We start from the raw sequence: 14,732 nt of genomic DNA on the forward strand, positions 1-14,732 counted from the left end.
TCCAGCGAAAAGCCGCCATGACCTGCGCGCATTGCCGACCGCGCGGTCAACGCGGCAGAATCACGGTAAAGACGGCGCCCTCGCCCGGTCGGCTGCGGGCCAATAGCCGCCCGCGGTGGCGGTTCACGATGTGCTTGACGATCGCCAGCCCCAGCCCGGTTCCGCCCAGCTGGCGCGACCGGTGGTTGTCGGCGCGATAGAACCGTTCGGTCAGGCGCGGCAGGTGGTGCGGCGCGATGCCGGGCCCCTTGTCGGCGACCTCGATGCGCGCCGCGGGGCCGCGCACTGCGGGATCTCGGTCGGACGGCTCGACCGTGACCGTCACCTCGCCGCCGCTGCCGCCATACTTGATCGCGTTCTCGACCAGGTTGGTCAGAACCTGCCGCAACTGATCGGCATCGCCCGGCACCACGACCGGCTCTTTCGGCGCGGTAAGCCGCAGTTCGACCCCGGCATCCTGCGCCAGCGGCTCCAGCGACTTGAGCGTGGAGCCCGCGACCGCGCCCAGATCCACCGGGTCCGACGGGCGCAGGCGCTCTTCGCTTTCGACCCGGTTCAGCGACAGCAGGTCCGTCACCAGCCGGTTCATTCGCGCGGCTTCGGCCTCCATGATGCCCAGGAACCGTTCGCGCGCGGCCGCATCGTCGCGGGCCGGGCCGCGCAGCGTCTCGATGAACCCCATCAGCGCGGTGAGCGGCGTGCGCAGTTCGTGACTGACATTGGCCACGAAATCCCGCCGCATCTCGCTGGCCTGCTCCAGATCGCTGACATCGCGGAACACCAGCATCGCCATGCGGCCGTCGGGCCCGTGCACGGGGCGGCAGGTGACCTCGTGCGCGGTTTCGTTGCTGCCCTCGACCGAAATGTGTCGCACCGTGCGGCCTTCGCCCTGAAACAGCGCCGCCTCGATCGCCGCGATCACCTGCGGCTGGCGCAGCACCATCGCGAAATTCAGTCCCTCGATCCGGTCGCCCAGAAGCTCGTGTGCCGCATCGTTGCAGGCGGCGATCCGTTCCATCCGGTCCACCAGAAGCGCCGGCATCGGAATCGCCTGAATCATATCGCGGGTCAGCCGGTCCATGCCTCAGCCGCCCGTCGCCTCGGCCACGGCGCGGGTGAACACTTCCCTCAGTGCCTCCAGATCCTCAAGCCCAACCGAGACGCGGAAAAACCCCTCGCCCAGCCCCAGCGCGGCGCGTTCCTCCGCGCTCAGCGCCCGGTGCGAGGACGAGGCGGGGTGCGACAGCGTCGTGCCCACGTCGCCCAGCGTGGGCGCAAAGGCCAGCTCTTCGGCGGCGCGGGTAAAGGCGTTGGCCGCCGCCCGCCCGCCGTCGAGTTCGAAACTGACCATGTTGCAGCCCTGCCCCTGCAAAAGCGCCGCCGCGCGGGCGTGGTCGGGGTGGTCGGGCCGGGTGGGATAGATCACCCGTTTCACGCCGGGCAGCCCGGCCAGGTGATCGGCCAGCGCCTCCGCCGTGGCCTGGGCGCGGTCGAACCGTAGGTCAAAGGACAGCATCCCTCGTTCGGCAAGCCAGCAGTCAAACGGGCTGGGCGTCAGCCCGGCGGTCACGGCAAAGACCCGCATCGCCTCGTTCAGCGCCGGATCTCGCGCGACCGCATAGCCCAGGGTCACGTCGGAATGGCCCGCCAGCAGCTTGGTCACCGAATGGATCACGATGTCGGCGCCGTGGTCGAAGGGCCGAAAGGCGCGCGGCGTGGTGAAGGTGTTGTCCACCGCCAGCAGGACGCCCGCGTTCCGACACAGCGCGGCCAGTCCGTCGATATCGGCCACCCGCAGCGCGGGGTTCGACACGACCTCGACCAGAACCAGCCGGGTTTCCGGGCGCAGCGCGGCGCGCACCGCGTCCACGTCCCCCGCATCCGCCAGCGTGGTGGCAATGCCCAGCCGCGGCAGATCCTCCTTCATCTGGCGCAGGCTGCGCCCATAAAGCTGGTTGCCGCCGATCACATGATCGCCAGAGCGCAGCAGCCCCAGCAGCACCGCCGTCACCGCCGCCATGCCCGAGCCGGTGACGATTCCGCCCGTCGCCCCCTCCATCGCGTCGATCCGCGCCGCCACCACGTCGGCATTGGGGTGGCCTTCGCGGGCATAGGTATACCCCTGCACCCGGCCCTCGTATTGCGCATCCAGCGCATCGGGGGTGTCGCTGGCATAGACCACCGACGGGCTGAGCGGCGTCACGACGGGGCGCGAGGCGCTTTCCGGCAGCGGGAAGGGCCGCATCAAGGAACCGCGGTCATTGCGCATCAGTCGATCTTTCGCAGTTGCGCGCGGAACAGGCGGGCATGTTCGGCGTAATGCAGCGCGCTGAAGGTGATCCGCTGAGCGTTCTTTTCGTCTACCTCTCGCACGACCTTGCCGGGCGCGCCCATGACCAGTGAGTTGTCGGGAATTTCCTTGTTCTCGGTAATCAGCGCCCCGGCCCCGATCAGGCAGTTCCTGCCGATCTTCGCGCCGTTCAGGATCACCGCGCCCATGCCCACCAGCGTGTTGTCGCCGATGGTGCAGCCATGCAGCATCACCTTGTGCCCGATGGTGCAGTTGCGGCCGATGGTCAGGGGAAAGCCTGCGTCGATATGCATGACGCAGTTTTCCTGCACGTTCGAGTTCTCGCCGATGCGGATTTCCTCGTGATCGGCGCGGATCGTGGTGCCGAACCAGACGCTCGCACCCTTTTCCAGCACCACCTTGCCAATCAGATTGGCATCGGGGGCGACCCAGCTGTCCTCGTGCAGTTGCGGCTCATGCTCTCCCAATGCGTATATGGTCATGTCATCTCCTCGAATTCCTGTTGCAGGCGGCGCACATGCTCGGTCAGGTGCGGCTGCTGAATGCGGCGCAGGCGGGTGGCCTCGACGATGGTGATCAGCCGTTTTTCGGTCAGGTCCAGATCGTCGTTGATCAGCACGAAATCATAGCCGTCCCAATGGCTGATCTCGTCCCAGCTTTTCTGCATCCGTTTCGCGATCACCTCTTCGCTGTCCTGCCCGCGAGTTTCCAGCCGCCGGCGCAATTCGCGGATCGAGGGCGGCAGCAGGAAGATCGACAACGTATGCATCCCCAGGGCCGAGTTGCGGATCTGCTGCGCGCCCTGCCAGTCGATGTCGAACAGCACGTCCTGGCCCGCGTCGATCGCCGCCTGCACCGGCCCCTTGGGCGAGCCGTAGAAATTGCCGAAGACATGAGCATGTTCCAGCATCTCGCCCGCGGCCACGGCCTTCTTGAACGCGTCCTCGGACATGAAGTGATAGTCCTTGCCGTCCACCTCGCCAGGGCGTGGCGGGCGGGTCGTGGCGCTGACGGAAAACCGGATGGAGGGATCCCACGCCATCAGCCGCCGCGACAAGGTGGATTTGCCCGCGCCCGAGGGCGAGGACAGGATGATCAACAGACCGCGCCGGTCAGCCATTCTTCGCATCTCCCGTCATTCGATGTTCTGGACCTGCTCGCGCATCTGGTCGATCACCGCCTTGAGCTCGAGCCCCACCGCCGTCAGTTCCTTGTTCTGCGACTTGGAGCACAGCGTGTTGGCCTCGCGGTTGAATTCCTGCATCAGGAAATCCAGCTTGCGCCCGACCGGCCCGCCCTTGTTCAAGAGCCCCCGCGCGGCCTCGACATGGGCGCGCAGGCGGTCGATTTCCTCTGTGACGTCGGATTTCACCGCGATCAGCGCCAGTTCCTGCGCCACCCGGTCGGGATCGGCGCCTTCGGCATTGTCCAGAACGCGGGACAGATTGGCGCGCAGTGTTTCGGCCATCGCTTCCTTTCGGGATTCGGCCAGTTCGGCGGCCTGATCGGTCAGCGCCTCGACAATCAGCAACTGATCCCGCAGGATCGCGGCCAGCGCCGCGCCTTCCTGCTCGCGCATTTTTACGAATGCGGCGACGAGACCGGGAAACTCCGACCGGATTTGCGCGGTCAGAGCCTCGACATCTTCCTCTCCCGCGCCCGGCTCCAGCACACCGCGGATCGCCAGCAGATCCGCGGCCCGCGATGGCGCAAGCTGCACGCCGCGTTCCAGTGCCGCGGCCTCGGTCCGGGCAAGCGCGTCCAGAACCGTGTCCAGCATCGACCGGTTCAGCACCAGCGCGCCGGCCTCTTCGCCGCGCGATACCCGCAGGGTCAGCGTCACGTTGCCCCGCGCCAATGCCTTGCCAAGTTCCGCCCGCAACGCGGCTTCGAGTCCTTCCAGCCAGTCGGGCACCCGCAGCCGAAGGTCCAGCCCCTTGCCGTTGACGCTGCGCAACTCCCACGCCCAGCTCCAAGGGCCATTTGCCCCCTTGGCCGAAGCAAATCCGGTCATCGATCTTATCATCGCCGCACGCATCCCTTTCCGGCCGGTCCCAAAGTCTGCCGCACCTAATGCCATCGCCAGCCGCAGGGCAACCCCCATGCCCGCCTCGCCGGCGCCCAAAATGTTAACCAAAGGTTAAGAAAGTTCTCCAAAATTGATTCAACTGAGCGCATCCTGATTTCGAATACGATGGTAATGGGGGATCGCTCTCATGTTCTGGAAACGCGGGACGGGCATCAGCGGTCGCGACGGCAAGAGCGCCGACGATGGCGCAGAAAGAGACGCGGGAAAGGTTGTCGAAATGGACCGTTTTCGTTCCGGCCAGAGCCTGTCGCCGATCCGCCAGGCCGAAGCTTACTGGATCGCCCTGAGCGAAAATGGGACCATACCGCGCCGCACGCAGATCGACCCCAGGGCGCTGGAAAACATTCTGCCCCAGACCTTCATCCTGGAGCGCATCGCGCCGGGGCTGGCGCGGTTCCGCCTGGCCGGGCAGCATCTGTGCGCGCTGGCGGGGATGGAAGTTCGCGGGATGCCGTTTTCGGCCTTTTTTGCCGCGCCTTCGCGCCCTGGCCTCGCGGCCTTGCTCGAGCGGCTGTTCGATACGCCCGCGATCGTGGAACTGACCCTGACCGAAGAACGCCGCCGGGGCGCGGCGGGGGCGGAGGCGCGCGCGATCCTTCTGCCGCTGACCAGCGACGATGGCGCCGTGAACCGCGCGCTGGGCGTCCTGATCGCCGGCAATGCCAGCGGCCGCGTGCCGCTGCGGCTGGACCTGACCGGGCAGAAACTGCGCCCCGTGCCGGTCACCGCGACTGGTCGTCCCGGCTTGACCGCGCCGCTTGCCGGTTCGGTGCCCTCTGCCCCGCCTGGCCGTCCCGGCAGTCCCGATCGCAGCCTCGAAAGCCCGGGCCACGCCGGGCCGGGACTGGCCGAATCCCAGCGCCCGCTCACCGGCCGCCCCCCCTGGTTAAAAGTGGTGAAGTAGCCCTCCCCGCGCCGCGGACGCAACGGCGCGCTTGAAACCCCTTGCCCAGAGCGGAACACTCCTGCCCAATTGCAACCGCGCGGCCATGCCCGCCAATGGGAGGAAAACATCGTGAGCGCCATCGACGAGGCACTGAAGGCACAGACCGCCCTGATCGGTCAGGAAGTCGGCATTTCCAACTGGATCACCGTGGATCAGGACATGATCGACGCCTTTGCCGAGATCACCCATGACGATCAGTGGATCCATGTCGATCCCGAACGCGCCGCCGCCGAAAGCCCCTTTGGCGGGACCATCGCGCACGGATTTCTCACCCTCTCGCTGGCCAGCCGCTTTGCCTATGACTGTTTCGGGCCTCTGCCGGGGCAGGTCATGGGCATCAATTACGGCTTCAATCGCCTGCGCTTCATTACGCCGGTCCGGGCCGGGTCGCGGGTGCGGGGCCATTTCACCCTGAAGGCTGTGCAGAAGAGGTCGGACACGCAACTGTTGCGCGAAACCGTGCTGACAGTCGAGATCGACGGCGAAGAAGCCCCCGCGCTGGTCGCCGACTGGCTGGGCATCATGGTGTTCGAGGACTGAACACCCGGCCTGTGCCCCAAACTCCACAGAGCCAGTCGAAACGCTTGCCCCCACGGGCCGCTGCTCCTCTGACTCTGGACAGCGTCAACCGGTTGGGAATAATACTCTCCCAAAATTGGGGATGTGAGAGTCATGATTTCCATTCTGGTGCTGAACGGGCCCAACCTGAACCTTCTAGGCACGCGCCAGCCCGAGGTTTACGGGTCCACGACGCTGGCGATGATCGAGGATGCCTGCCGCGCGCATGGGGAACGGCTCGGTCTGGCGGTGGATTGCGCGCAAACCAACCACGAAGGCGCGCTGATCGACGCGATCCATGCGGCCAAGGGCGTTCACGCCGGCATCGTTCTGAATGCCGGCGCCTATACGCACACGTCCATTGCCCTGATGGACGCGATCGCCTCGGTCGAACTGCCGGTGGTCGAGGTGCACCTGTCCAATATCCACGCCCGCGAAAGCTTCCGGCACCGTTCGTATATTGCACCGGTCGCGCTGGGGCAGATCTGCGGCTTTGGTGCGCAGGGCTATCTGCTCGCGCTGGATGCGCTCAAGGCGCATTTGCAACGGGACGCCAGCCAATGAAGGCGCTGAAGGACTACCTGCATTTCCTGACCACTGCGGGCAGTCTGGAGGAGCTCTGGCCTGAACACGTTGCGCGAATGGCCGACTACGGTTTTGACCGGCTGATCTATGGCAACACGGTTTTTCGCAGCGGCTCTTCGCTGGGGGATCCCGATGACTTCGTGATCCTGTCGAACCACAGCAAGGAATATCTCGAGGGGTTCCTGCACAAGGGGCTGTACCACCTCGCCCCGATGACGAAATGGGCGCTGGAAAACACGGGGGCGGCCAGCTGGCGGTTGAACACCTGCGGCGAGATCACGAAAGAGCAGCGCAAGGTTCTGGAATTCAACCGGAAAATGGGCGTGGTGGCCGGCTATACCATCAGCTTTCCATCCCCCTCGTCCCGCAGAAAAGGGGCCATGTCGCTCTGTGCCCGGCGCGGATTGAGCCAGGAGGAGGTGGACGCGATCTGGGACGAGCACGGGGCGGATATCCTGCTGATGAACAACGTGGCGCATCTGAAGATCCTCAGCCTGCCCTACCAGCCGCCGAAACGCGCGCTTACCCAGCGGCAGCGTCAGGCGCTGGAATGGGCCGGGGACGGGCTGACGGTGCAGGACATCGCCACGGTGATGGGGCTGAAGCCGGCGACGGTGGAAAAGCATCTACGCCTGGCCCGCGACGTTCTGGCGGTCGAATCGACGACGCAGGCCGTGCTCAAGGCCGCGTTCTACAACCAGATGTATGTGATCGACGGCTGACGCGATTCGACGTCACTTCACAACCATCGCGAATATTTCCGCAGGGTAAGGAATCCACTACTTTTCATTTGGGGCAAACCTGCGCAATATCTGCATGTTCCGTGAGTGGTGGCCTTGGGCCTTGGAACTCTGGGGCATGACCTTCGTGATTTCGAAGCTCTCTGCCCTGACCGGCATGGGGGTGTATTCCTCCGCTTCCGTGCCGGTGACTTTGAACGGCTCCATCCATCCCCATTGAAGGGGCCTTCAGAACTACAGGGGCCGCGCGTGGCGCGGCCCCTTTTTTGCGGCCGATGTGAGGAGTCCGAAAAACGAAAACGCCGCGCGATGCGCGGCGTTCCCTTAGGTTGTCGGATCCTGCCCGGCTCAGCCCTGGGCTGCCTTGGCCACCTCGGCGGCGAAGTCTTCCTGCTTCTTCTCGATGCCTTCGCCGACCTCGAAGCGGATGAAGCCGGTGATCTCGGCGCCGGCTTCCTTGGCGGCGGCGCCCACGGTCAGGTCCGGGTTCACCACGAATTGCTGGTTGAGTAGCGTCACCTCGGCCATGAACTTCTTCATCCGGCCGGTGATCATCTTTTCGATCACGGCTTCGGGCTTGCCGCTTTCGCGGGCGATGTCCATCTGGACCTGCTTTTCCTTTTCGACCACGGCCGGGTCCAGATCCTCTTCGCTCAGCGCGGCGGGGTTGGCGGCGGCGACATGCATCGCGACCTGCTTGCCGAAGGCCTCGTCGCCGCCCTTCATGGCGACCAGAACGCCGATCTTGCCCATGCCGGGAACGACGGCGTTGTGGACGTAAGCCACGACCTTTTCGCCCTCGATCCTGGCCATGCGGCGCAGGGTCATGTTCTCGCCGATCTTGGCGATCTTGTCGGTGATGACTTCGGCCACGGTCTTGCCGTCCAGCGGTGCGGCCTTCAGCGCCTCGACGTCATCGACGTCCAGCGCGGCCTTGGCGATGCCGGCGACCATTTCCTGGAACTCGGCGTTCTTGCCGACGAAATCGGTTTCGGCGTTCACCTCCACGGCCACGCCCTTGCCGCCATCGACGACCACGGCGACGAGCCCCTCGGCCGCCGTGCGGCCCGATTTCTTGGCCGCGGTGGCCAGGCCCTTGGTGCGCAGCCAGTCAACGGCGGCCTCCATGTCGCCGCCGGTTTCGGTCAGCGCCTTTTTCGCGTCCATCATGCCTGCGCCGGTCTTTTCGCGCAGTTCCTTCACCATTGCTGCAGTGACTGCCATGTTCTTGGCTCCTCGAATGGGTTTGGGTCCGGGGGCGGAATCGGGCCCGCGCCCCGCGTTTCGATTCCGTGGCGGCGGATCAGCCTTCGGCCTGCGCCTCGGCTTCGGCGGCTTCGCCTTCGGCCAGGGCCTCTTCGGCGGGGGCCTCTTCCAGCGCGCCCAGGTCAACACCGGCGGCGCCCAGCTGCGCCGACATGCCGTCCAGCGCGGCGCGGGCCGCCAGGTCGCAGTAAAGCGCGATGGCGCGCGCGGCGTCGTCGTTGCCGGGGATCACATAGTCGATGCCGTCGGGCGAGCAGTTGGTGTCGACCACGGCCACGACCGGGATGCCCAGCTTGTTGGCCTCGGCCACGGCCAGGGCCTCTTTCTTGACGTCGATGACGAACAGCAGATCGGGAATGCCGCCCATCTCGCGGATACCGCCCAGAGAGGCCGTCAGTTTTTCCTGCTGCCGTTCGAGGTTCAGCCGTTCCTTCTTGGTCAGGCCCTCGGCGCCGCTGGCCAGCGCCTCGTCGATCTCGTTCAGGCGCTTGATCGACTGCGAAACGGTCTGCCAGTTAGTCAGCGTGCCGCCCAGCCAGCGGTGGTTCATGTAGTATTGCGCCGACTTTTCGGCGGCTTCGGCGATCGGCTGCTGCGCCTGGCGCTTGGTGCCGACGAACAGCACGCGGCCGCCCTTGGCGACGGTGTCGCGGATCACCTGCAGCGCCTGGTCCAGCATCGGCACGGTCTGGGTCAGGTCGATGATGTGGATGCCGTTGCGCTGGCCATAGATGTAGGGGGCCATGCGCGGGTTCCAGCGCTGCGTCTGGTGACCGAAGTGCACGCCAGCTTCCAGCAGCTGACGCATGGTGAACTCGGGAAGAGCCATGTCAGTTTCCTTTCCGGTTTCATGCCTCGGCGGGGGTTCAGCGCCGGGCACCGCGAAAGGGTCGCCCTTTGCCAACCGGCGGTCCGTCAGGGATGTCTCCCCCGAACGGGCCCAAACCCCGCCAGCGGGTTTGAATGGCGCGCGTATACGGCACCGCGCGGCGGGGCGCAACCCCCTAGCCGACCCGCGGCGGGCGTCCCAGCCGCCGGGCGTGCTCTTGCCGGATGGTGTCTTCGCAATGCGCCGCCAGCGCCTTGCGGCCGGGAAAATCCGCCACCTTGACGGGCGGGTGATAGACCAGCTCGACCGCCCCCTGCCGGGGCTGCGCCAGCACCCGCAGCAGATGCGGGCCGAACTCCATGTCGCCCCACCAGCCATAGAAGCTCGCGGCGCGCCCCGGTGGCGCGTGGTAGATCACCGTGACCGGCTGGACATGCATGAAGTCGCGGATTCCTTCGGCGAAAAACGCCTGAAACAGCGTGGTCTTGAACCGCAGCACCCGCAGCCCGTCGGTCGAGGTGCCCTCGGGAAAGAACAGCAGCTTGTGGCCGGCGCGCAGGCGTTGTTCCATCATCAGCGTCTGGGCGCGGGCGAATTTGGGGTTGCGTTCGATGAAGACGGTGCCGGTGGCCCGGGCCAGCCAGCCGATGCCGGGCCAGCGCGCCACCTCTGCCTTGGAGACGAAATAGATCCGCTTGCGGGCGTTCAGCGCGAAGATGTCGAGCCAGGACGAATGGTTCGCCACCACCGCGCCGCGGCCGCGCATCAGCTCTCCGGTGGTGCGGAACCCCATCCCCATGATGCGAAAGGCGTTGCGGCAGACGAATTGCGTGATCCAGGGCGTCCAGGGGCGGTGGATGCCGAAGAGCGGCCGTTCCACCAGCCGCACCGCCAGCAGGATCCCAAGATTGCCAAAGACCAGAATCGCCAGCGCCAGCCCGCGCGTCAGCGCCAGCAGCCAGCCCAGCGGGCCGACGCGCACCGGTTCGGGCGCAATGGAAGGATCCCAGGTCGCGCTCATGCCCCCTGCCCCGCGGCATAGATCCGGCGCTGGCGGTCGTTCATCCGGGCCGTGTCAAGCACCAGACACACGTCCACCGTGTTGAAGGCATGGTCGATGAAGGCGCCCTCGCCCACGAAACCGCCCAGGCGCAGATAGGCCTTGATGAGCGCGGGCGTCTCGACCATCGCCCGGCGGCGCTCGATCCCGTCCTTCGGCAGCAGGTCCATGCGCTGACCGTGGGGTGGACGGGCGCGCACGCGCAGGTCGGGCGGCGCAAGGTGGCCGTGGTGCAACATCGACAGCGGCTGGGCCAGCCGGGCCGGGTCGGTGCCGTGAAAGCTGGCCACGCCGAACAGCACTTCGATCCCGTGCCGCGCGACATAGCCAGCCAGCCCCTGCCACAGGTGGAACATGGCCGTGCCGCCGCGATAGTCGCGATGCAGGCAGGACCTGCCCAACTCCAGCAGCCGCCGGCCGCCCTGCCGCAGGGGCGTCAGGTCGTATTCGTCCTCGGAATAGAACTGTCCGGCGCGCTCGGCCATGTCGTCGCGCAGCAGCCGATAGACGCCCACCACCCGGCCGGTGGCGTCGTCGATGGCGATCATGTGGTCGAAGAAGGGATCAAACCGGTCGCGTTCCAGCCCCGCGTCGTGGTCCACCATCGCCCCGCCCGCCCCCAGTTCGCGCACGAACACCTCGTAACGCAGCGCCTGCGCCGCGCGCAGTTCGGCCTCGCTCTCGGCGATCTTGACGGTGAAGGATGTGCCGGGCTCGGGCATGTCACCCCGTCATGGCGGTTGCAGTCGGGGCCGCTGTTACCCCGGCACGGCCCGCAAAGGCAACATCCGCCGGAAGGCCTGCGGCGTTAACCATTCGTCAATCAGTTTTCGGGATCAAGGACCGGGATCAGTTCGATGCGGTTGCCGTCAAAGACCACCTTGCCGTGGTCGGGAAAGTTGACGGTGATCTTGCCGCCGATATTGGATTGCACCTGACCCGTGCCCCAGTCCGGTTGATCGGGGTGGCGCACGAACATGCCGGGTGTGAGAAAGGAGTTGTGGTCTGTCACGCGGGCCCGCTCCATAGCCACCGGCCCCGGAACGGGCCGTCAACGGGAGGTAGCCCATGGGCGAAACCACAGTCAAGCAACGCGAGGCGGACCTGGCCGCGCTGATCGGGTCGCGCATCTGCCATGACCTGATCAGCCCGATCGGCGCGATCTCGAACGGGCTGGAGCTGTTGGAACTGGCCGGCGCGGCGCAGGGGCCCGAGATGGGGCTGATCGCCGACAGCGTGGCCCATGCCGGGGCGCGGATCCGGTTCTTTCGGCTTGCCTATGGCGCCGCCGGAGACCAGCGCGTCGGACGAGACGAGGTGATCTCGGTTCTGGACGCGGTCCATGCCGGCGGGCGGTTGCGGGTGGACTGGGCGGTGACGGGCGACCAGCCGCGAACGATGGTGCGGCTGGCGCTCCTGGCGCTGCAATGCTGCGAGACGGCAATGCCGATGGGCGGCGAGGTTCGGATTGCCGAGACCGGTGGCCGCTGGACGGTCACGGCGCAGAGCGAACGGTTGAGCCTCGACGAACGGCTTTGGGCCGCGCTGGACGGCGGCGTGGCCGACGAGATCACGCCGGCCCGCGTCCAGTTTCTGCTGTTGCCCATCGCAGCGGCGGAGGCCGGGCGCTCGGTTGAGGTTTCCGGACGTGCGGACGGCGTGACGATCGCTTTCTGACCGTGCCGGCCCTGTGTGGCGGCCGGGCGCCGACCCCATGCCGGCGCGCGCGCCGAGAGTGCGGGCGCCTCCGGCGGGGGTATTTGGGACCAGAAAGAAGCAGAAGGCGAAGCCGCCCCCTGTGGAGCCATGTCAACGGCGTGTCATTCCGACGGCTCGATTCCGACCGCGATCGCGCTGCCATAGGCGACGAGGATCCTGTCGCCCGGTGCGCGGGATTTGGCGAAGGCGCGCAGTTCCTTCGGAACCTTCACCGTCACGACCTCGCCCTCGGCATTGCGGATCGTGGCGAAGTGATCGACCGGATCATAGCCGAGGAACTCCACCACGGTGGTGGTAATTTCGGCCCCCGCCGCGCCGGGCTTGGCCCCTTCCGGGGCCGCGGCCAGAACTTGTGCGCTGTCGGTGCCGTCTTCGCCGGGCAGCGCCATGTCCACCGCGATCGCCTCGGTATAGTTGACGCGGATGCGATCGCCGACTTCGAGTTGGTCGAAATTGCGCAGCGTGTCGGTGGCGCGCAGGGTCAGCACCGCCCCGTCGGTCCGCACCACGAAACGGCGGTTTTCGCGGTCGATCTCGCGAATCGTGCCGGCGGCGGTGACGGTTTCACTCATCTGCGCGTTGGTCACGCCCCGTTCAGAGCAGGCCGCAAGGGTCAGCAGCACGCCCAGTCCGGCGGCGGCGAGAATGAATTTCACGGTCAACTCCTCGAAATGAATACAGGCGCAGGGTAACAGGACGGGACAGGTTGTAAACGGCCGGCTCCCTTTGCCCTTGCCCCGCGCCGCCGTTTTCGCGCACAAGGCGGCCATGACGAAACCGGAAACCCCATCCATCCTTTGCATCGGCTCGGTCCTATGGGACGTGATCGGACGGTCGGCCAGCCACATGCGGCAGGGCTCGGACGTGCCGGGGCGGATCACCCGCCTGCCCGGCGGCGTCGCCATGAACATCGCCACGACGCTGGTGCGGTTCGGCATGGCGCCGATCCTGCTGACCGCGATCGGCCGCGATCCGGAAGGCGACGAGCTGGTCGCCGCCTGCGCCCGTCTGGGCATGGTGACCGATCACATCTATCGCTCGGACGATCTTCCCACCGACCGTTACATGGCGGTCGAGGGGGCAAACGGGCTGATCGCCGCCATCGCCGATGCCCATTCGCTCGAGGCCGCGGGTGCCAAGATCCTGCGCCCGCTGATCGACGGGCCGCTGGGCCGCGCGGAGGCGCCCTGGCCGGGGCTCGTGGCGCTGGACGGCAACCTGACGCTGGCGCTTCTGGAAGAGATCGCCGCCCACCCCGCCTTTGCCGCGGCCGATCTGCGCGTGGCGCCGGCCTCGCCGGGCAAGGCCGAGCGGCTGCTGCCGTTTCTGGGCGGCTGGCGGGCGACGCTTTACGTCAATCTCGAAGAGGCCGGGATCCTCGCTCAGGACGAGTTCGGCGATTCCGAATCAGCGGCGCGGGCGCTGCTGGACCGGGGCGCGCACCGGGTTCTGGTGACCGATGGCGGGCGTTCGGCAACGGTCGCCGACGCCAATCATGTCATCACGCGCACCCCGCCCGAGGTGCTCGTGACCCGTGTCACGGGGGCGGGCGATACCTTCATGGCCGCCCATATTGCCGCCGAAGCGCAGGGGGCGGATGCCGAAACCGCGCTGGCGCGCGCCCTGCATGCCGCCGCCACTTATGTCTCTGGAGACACGCCGCTGTGATCGAGCTGACCTTTTCCGCGGAAACCCGCGCCGCCCTGACCGAAGGCCGCCCGCTGGTGGCGCTGGAAAGCACCATCATCACCCACGGCATGCCCTGGCCGCGAAATGCCGATGTGGCCCGCACGGTCGAACAGGACATCCGCGACGCCGGCGCCACCCCGGCGACCATTGCCGTTCTGGACGGGCGGCTGCATGTGGGGCTGGAGCCGGAACAGATCACCACGCTGGCGCAGGCCCGCGATGTGGCAAAACTGTCGCGCGCGGACCTGGCCGCCTGCATGGCCACGGGCGGCACCGGGGCAACCACCGTCGCCGCCACCATGATCGCCGCCCGCGCCGCCGGCATCGCGGTCTTTGCCACCGGCGGGATCGGCGGGGTGCACAAGGGGGCGGAGTCCAGCTTCGACATCTCCGCCGACCTTCAGGAACTGGCCCAGACCCCCGTCACGGTCGTCGCCGCCGGGGCCAAGGCAATCCTTGATCTGCCCAAGACGCTGGAAGTGCTGGAAACTCTGGGCGTGCCGGTGATCGCATACGGGCAGGACGAATTTCCCGCCTTCTGGTCGGCAAAATCATCGCTGAAGGCGCCGCTGCGCATGGACGACCCCGACACCATCGCCCGTGCCCATCTGCTGCGCCGAGACCTGGGTCTGCCCGGCGGGCAACTGGTCGCCAATCCGGTGCCCGAGGCCGACGAGATCCCCGCCGAGGCACTGGCCCCGGTGATCGAGGCCGCCCAGGCCGAGGCCGACCGGCGCGGCATTACCGGCAAGGCGGTCACTCCCTTCCTGCTGCAAAGGATCTTCGAGGAAACCGGCGGCCGGTCGCTTGAAACCAACATCGCGCTGGTGCGCAACAACGCCCGCCTCGCGGCACGGATCGCGCGCGCCCTGGCGAAACAGGATTTCTGACCTCGACAACCTGCCCCGCCTTGTAGTAGCGGCAAGTGTCAGCGCCTGGT

At 66.8% G+C, this 14,732-nt stretch carries 18 protein-coding genes; 7 read left to right on the forward strand and 11 right to left on the reverse strand.

The window, feature by feature from the left end; translation table 11 throughout:
• Nucleotides 1–46: 46 nt before the first annotated feature.
• The 5 genes from C4S70_RS02750 to C4S70_RS02770 are packed head-to-tail and all read right to left on the reverse strand — an operon-like array spanning nt 47 to nt 4,325.
• Nucleotides 47–1,081, reverse strand: a complete 1,035-nt coding sequence (locus C4S70_RS02750) for an ATP-binding protein (RefSeq protein WP_104006542.1) — start codon at nt 1,079–1,081, stop codon at nt 47–49.
• 3 nt (nt 1,082–1,084) lie between these two features.
• Nucleotides 1,085–2,269 carry a trans-sulfuration enzyme family protein gene (locus C4S70_RS02755; RefSeq protein WP_104006543.1) on the reverse strand — a complete coding sequence of 395 codons (1,185 nt, stop codon included), beginning with the start codon at nt 2,267–2,269 and terminating at the stop codon, nt 1,085–1,087.
• Nucleotides 2,269–2,793, reverse strand: coding sequence for a gamma carbonic anhydrase family protein (locus C4S70_RS02760; protein WP_104006544.1), 525 nt, complete (start codon nt 2,791–2,793; stop codon nt 2,269–2,271). Before C4S70_RS02760 ends, C4S70_RS02755 begins: the two co-directional genes overlap by 1 nt.
• Nucleotides 2,790–3,431, reverse strand: a complete 642-nt coding sequence (gene gmk / locus C4S70_RS02765; RefSeq protein ID WP_104006545.1) for a guanylate kinase — start codon at nt 3,429–3,431, stop codon at nt 2,790–2,792. The genes C4S70_RS02760 and gmk overlap by 4 nt, the downstream gene beginning before the upstream one ends.
• A 15-nt stretch (nt 3,432–3,446) precedes the next feature.
• A complete protein-coding gene (locus C4S70_RS02770) occupies nt 3,447–4,325 on the reverse strand; it encodes a YicC/YloC family endoribonuclease (protein WP_235003658.1) in 879 nt (292 codons plus the stop codon).
• 292 nt (nt 4,326–4,617) lie between these two features.
• Here C4S70_RS02770 and C4S70_RS02775 point away from each other — a divergent pair, with 292 nt between their 5' ends.
• The 4 genes from C4S70_RS02775 (at nt 4,618) to C4S70_RS02790 (ending at nt 7,211) form a co-directional block, all read left to right on the forward strand.
• Complete coding sequence (locus C4S70_RS02775; RefSeq protein WP_104006682.1) at nt 4,618–5,304, forward strand: PAS domain-containing protein; 687 nt, start codon at nt 4,618–4,620, stop codon at nt 5,302–5,304.
• Nucleotides 5,305–5,415: 111 nt separating this feature from the next.
• Nucleotides 5,416–5,886 (forward strand): MaoC family dehydratase, encoded by a 471-nt coding sequence (locus tag C4S70_RS02780; protein WP_104006683.1) that lies wholly within the window; start codon nt 5,416–5,418, stop codon nt 5,884–5,886.
• 132 nt (nt 5,887–6,018) lie between these two features.
• The gene (gene aroQ, locus C4S70_RS02785; RefSeq protein WP_104006546.1) at nt 6,019–6,468 is read left to right on the forward strand and encodes a type II 3-dehydroquinate dehydratase; all 450 of its coding nucleotides are present in this window, start codon (nt 6,019–6,021) and stop codon (nt 6,466–6,468) included.
• A complete protein-coding gene (locus tag C4S70_RS02790; RefSeq protein ID WP_104006547.1) occupies nt 6,465–7,211 on the forward strand; it encodes a helix-turn-helix transcriptional regulator in 747 nt (248 codons plus the stop codon). Before aroQ ends, C4S70_RS02790 begins: the two co-directional genes overlap by 4 nt.
• Before the next feature lie 366 nt (nt 7,212–7,577).
• On the opposite strand, the gene tsf is transcribed toward C4S70_RS02790, so the two are convergent.
• The 5 genes from tsf to C4S70_RS02815 all read right to left on the reverse strand — a co-directional run bounded on the left by tsf (nt 7,578) and on the right by C4S70_RS02815 (nt 11,363).
• Nucleotides 7,578–8,453, reverse strand: a complete 876-nt coding sequence (gene tsf / locus C4S70_RS02795) for a translation elongation factor Ts (RefSeq protein WP_104006548.1) — start codon at nt 8,451–8,453, stop codon at nt 7,578–7,580.
• A 79-nt stretch (nt 8,454–8,532) separates the two neighbouring features.
• Entirely contained in the window at nt 8,533–9,324 is a 792-nt protein-coding gene (gene rpsB / locus C4S70_RS02800; RefSeq protein WP_104006684.1) for a 30S ribosomal protein S2, read from the reverse strand.
• A gap of 175 nt (nt 9,325–9,499) precedes the next feature.
• The gene (locus C4S70_RS02805; RefSeq protein WP_104006549.1) at nt 9,500–10,345 is read right to left on the reverse strand and encodes a lysophospholipid acyltransferase family protein; all 846 of its coding nucleotides are present in this window, start codon (nt 10,343–10,345) and stop codon (nt 9,500–9,502) included.
• Nucleotides 10,342–11,106, reverse strand: coding sequence for a GNAT family N-acetyltransferase (locus C4S70_RS02810; protein WP_104006550.1), 765 nt, complete (start codon nt 11,104–11,106; stop codon nt 10,342–10,344). The genes C4S70_RS02805 and C4S70_RS02810 overlap by 4 nt, the downstream gene beginning before the upstream one ends.
• Nucleotides 11,107–11,207: 101 nt before the next feature.
• Nucleotides 11,208–11,363: a DUF3553 domain-containing protein gene (locus tag C4S70_RS02815; RefSeq protein ID WP_380218901.1), complete on the reverse strand. Its 156-nt coding sequence runs from the start codon at nt 11,361–11,363 to the stop codon at nt 11,208–11,210.
• An 89-nt stretch (nt 11,364–11,452) separates the two neighbouring features.
• Between C4S70_RS02815 and C4S70_RS02820 the strand changes: the two genes are divergently transcribed.
• Nucleotides 11,453–12,061 carry a histidine phosphotransferase family protein gene (locus C4S70_RS02820; protein WP_104006551.1) on the forward strand — a complete coding sequence of 203 codons (609 nt, stop codon included), beginning with the start codon at nt 11,453–11,455 and terminating at the stop codon, nt 12,059–12,061.
• Nucleotides 12,062–12,204: 143 nt separating this feature from the next.
• On the opposite strand, the gene C4S70_RS02825 is transcribed toward C4S70_RS02820, so the two are convergent.
• A complete protein-coding gene (locus C4S70_RS02825) occupies nt 12,205–12,759 on the reverse strand; it encodes a hypothetical protein (protein ID WP_146064168.1) in 555 nt (184 codons plus the stop codon).
• 112 nt (nt 12,760–12,871) lie between these two features.
• Between C4S70_RS02825 and C4S70_RS02830 the strand changes: the two genes are divergently transcribed.
• Both C4S70_RS02830 and C4S70_RS02835 read left to right on the forward strand, forming a co-directional pair.
• On the forward strand, nt 12,872–13,771 hold the full coding sequence (locus C4S70_RS02830; RefSeq protein WP_104006686.1) for a PfkB family carbohydrate kinase: 900 nt from the start codon (nt 12,872–12,874) through the stop codon (nt 13,769–13,771).
• Nucleotides 13,768–14,682 (forward strand): pseudouridine-5'-phosphate glycosidase, encoded by a 915-nt coding sequence (locus C4S70_RS02835; RefSeq protein ID WP_104006553.1) that lies wholly within the window; start codon nt 13,768–13,770, stop codon nt 14,680–14,682. The genes C4S70_RS02830 and C4S70_RS02835 overlap by 4 nt, the downstream gene beginning before the upstream one ends.
• Nucleotides 14,683–14,732 lie beyond the last annotated feature (50 nt).

The sequence above is a fragment of the Jhaorihella thermophila genome (assembly GCF_900108275.1).
Lineage (GTDB): Bacteria > Pseudomonadota > Alphaproteobacteria > Rhodobacterales > Rhodobacteraceae > Jhaorihella > Jhaorihella thermophila.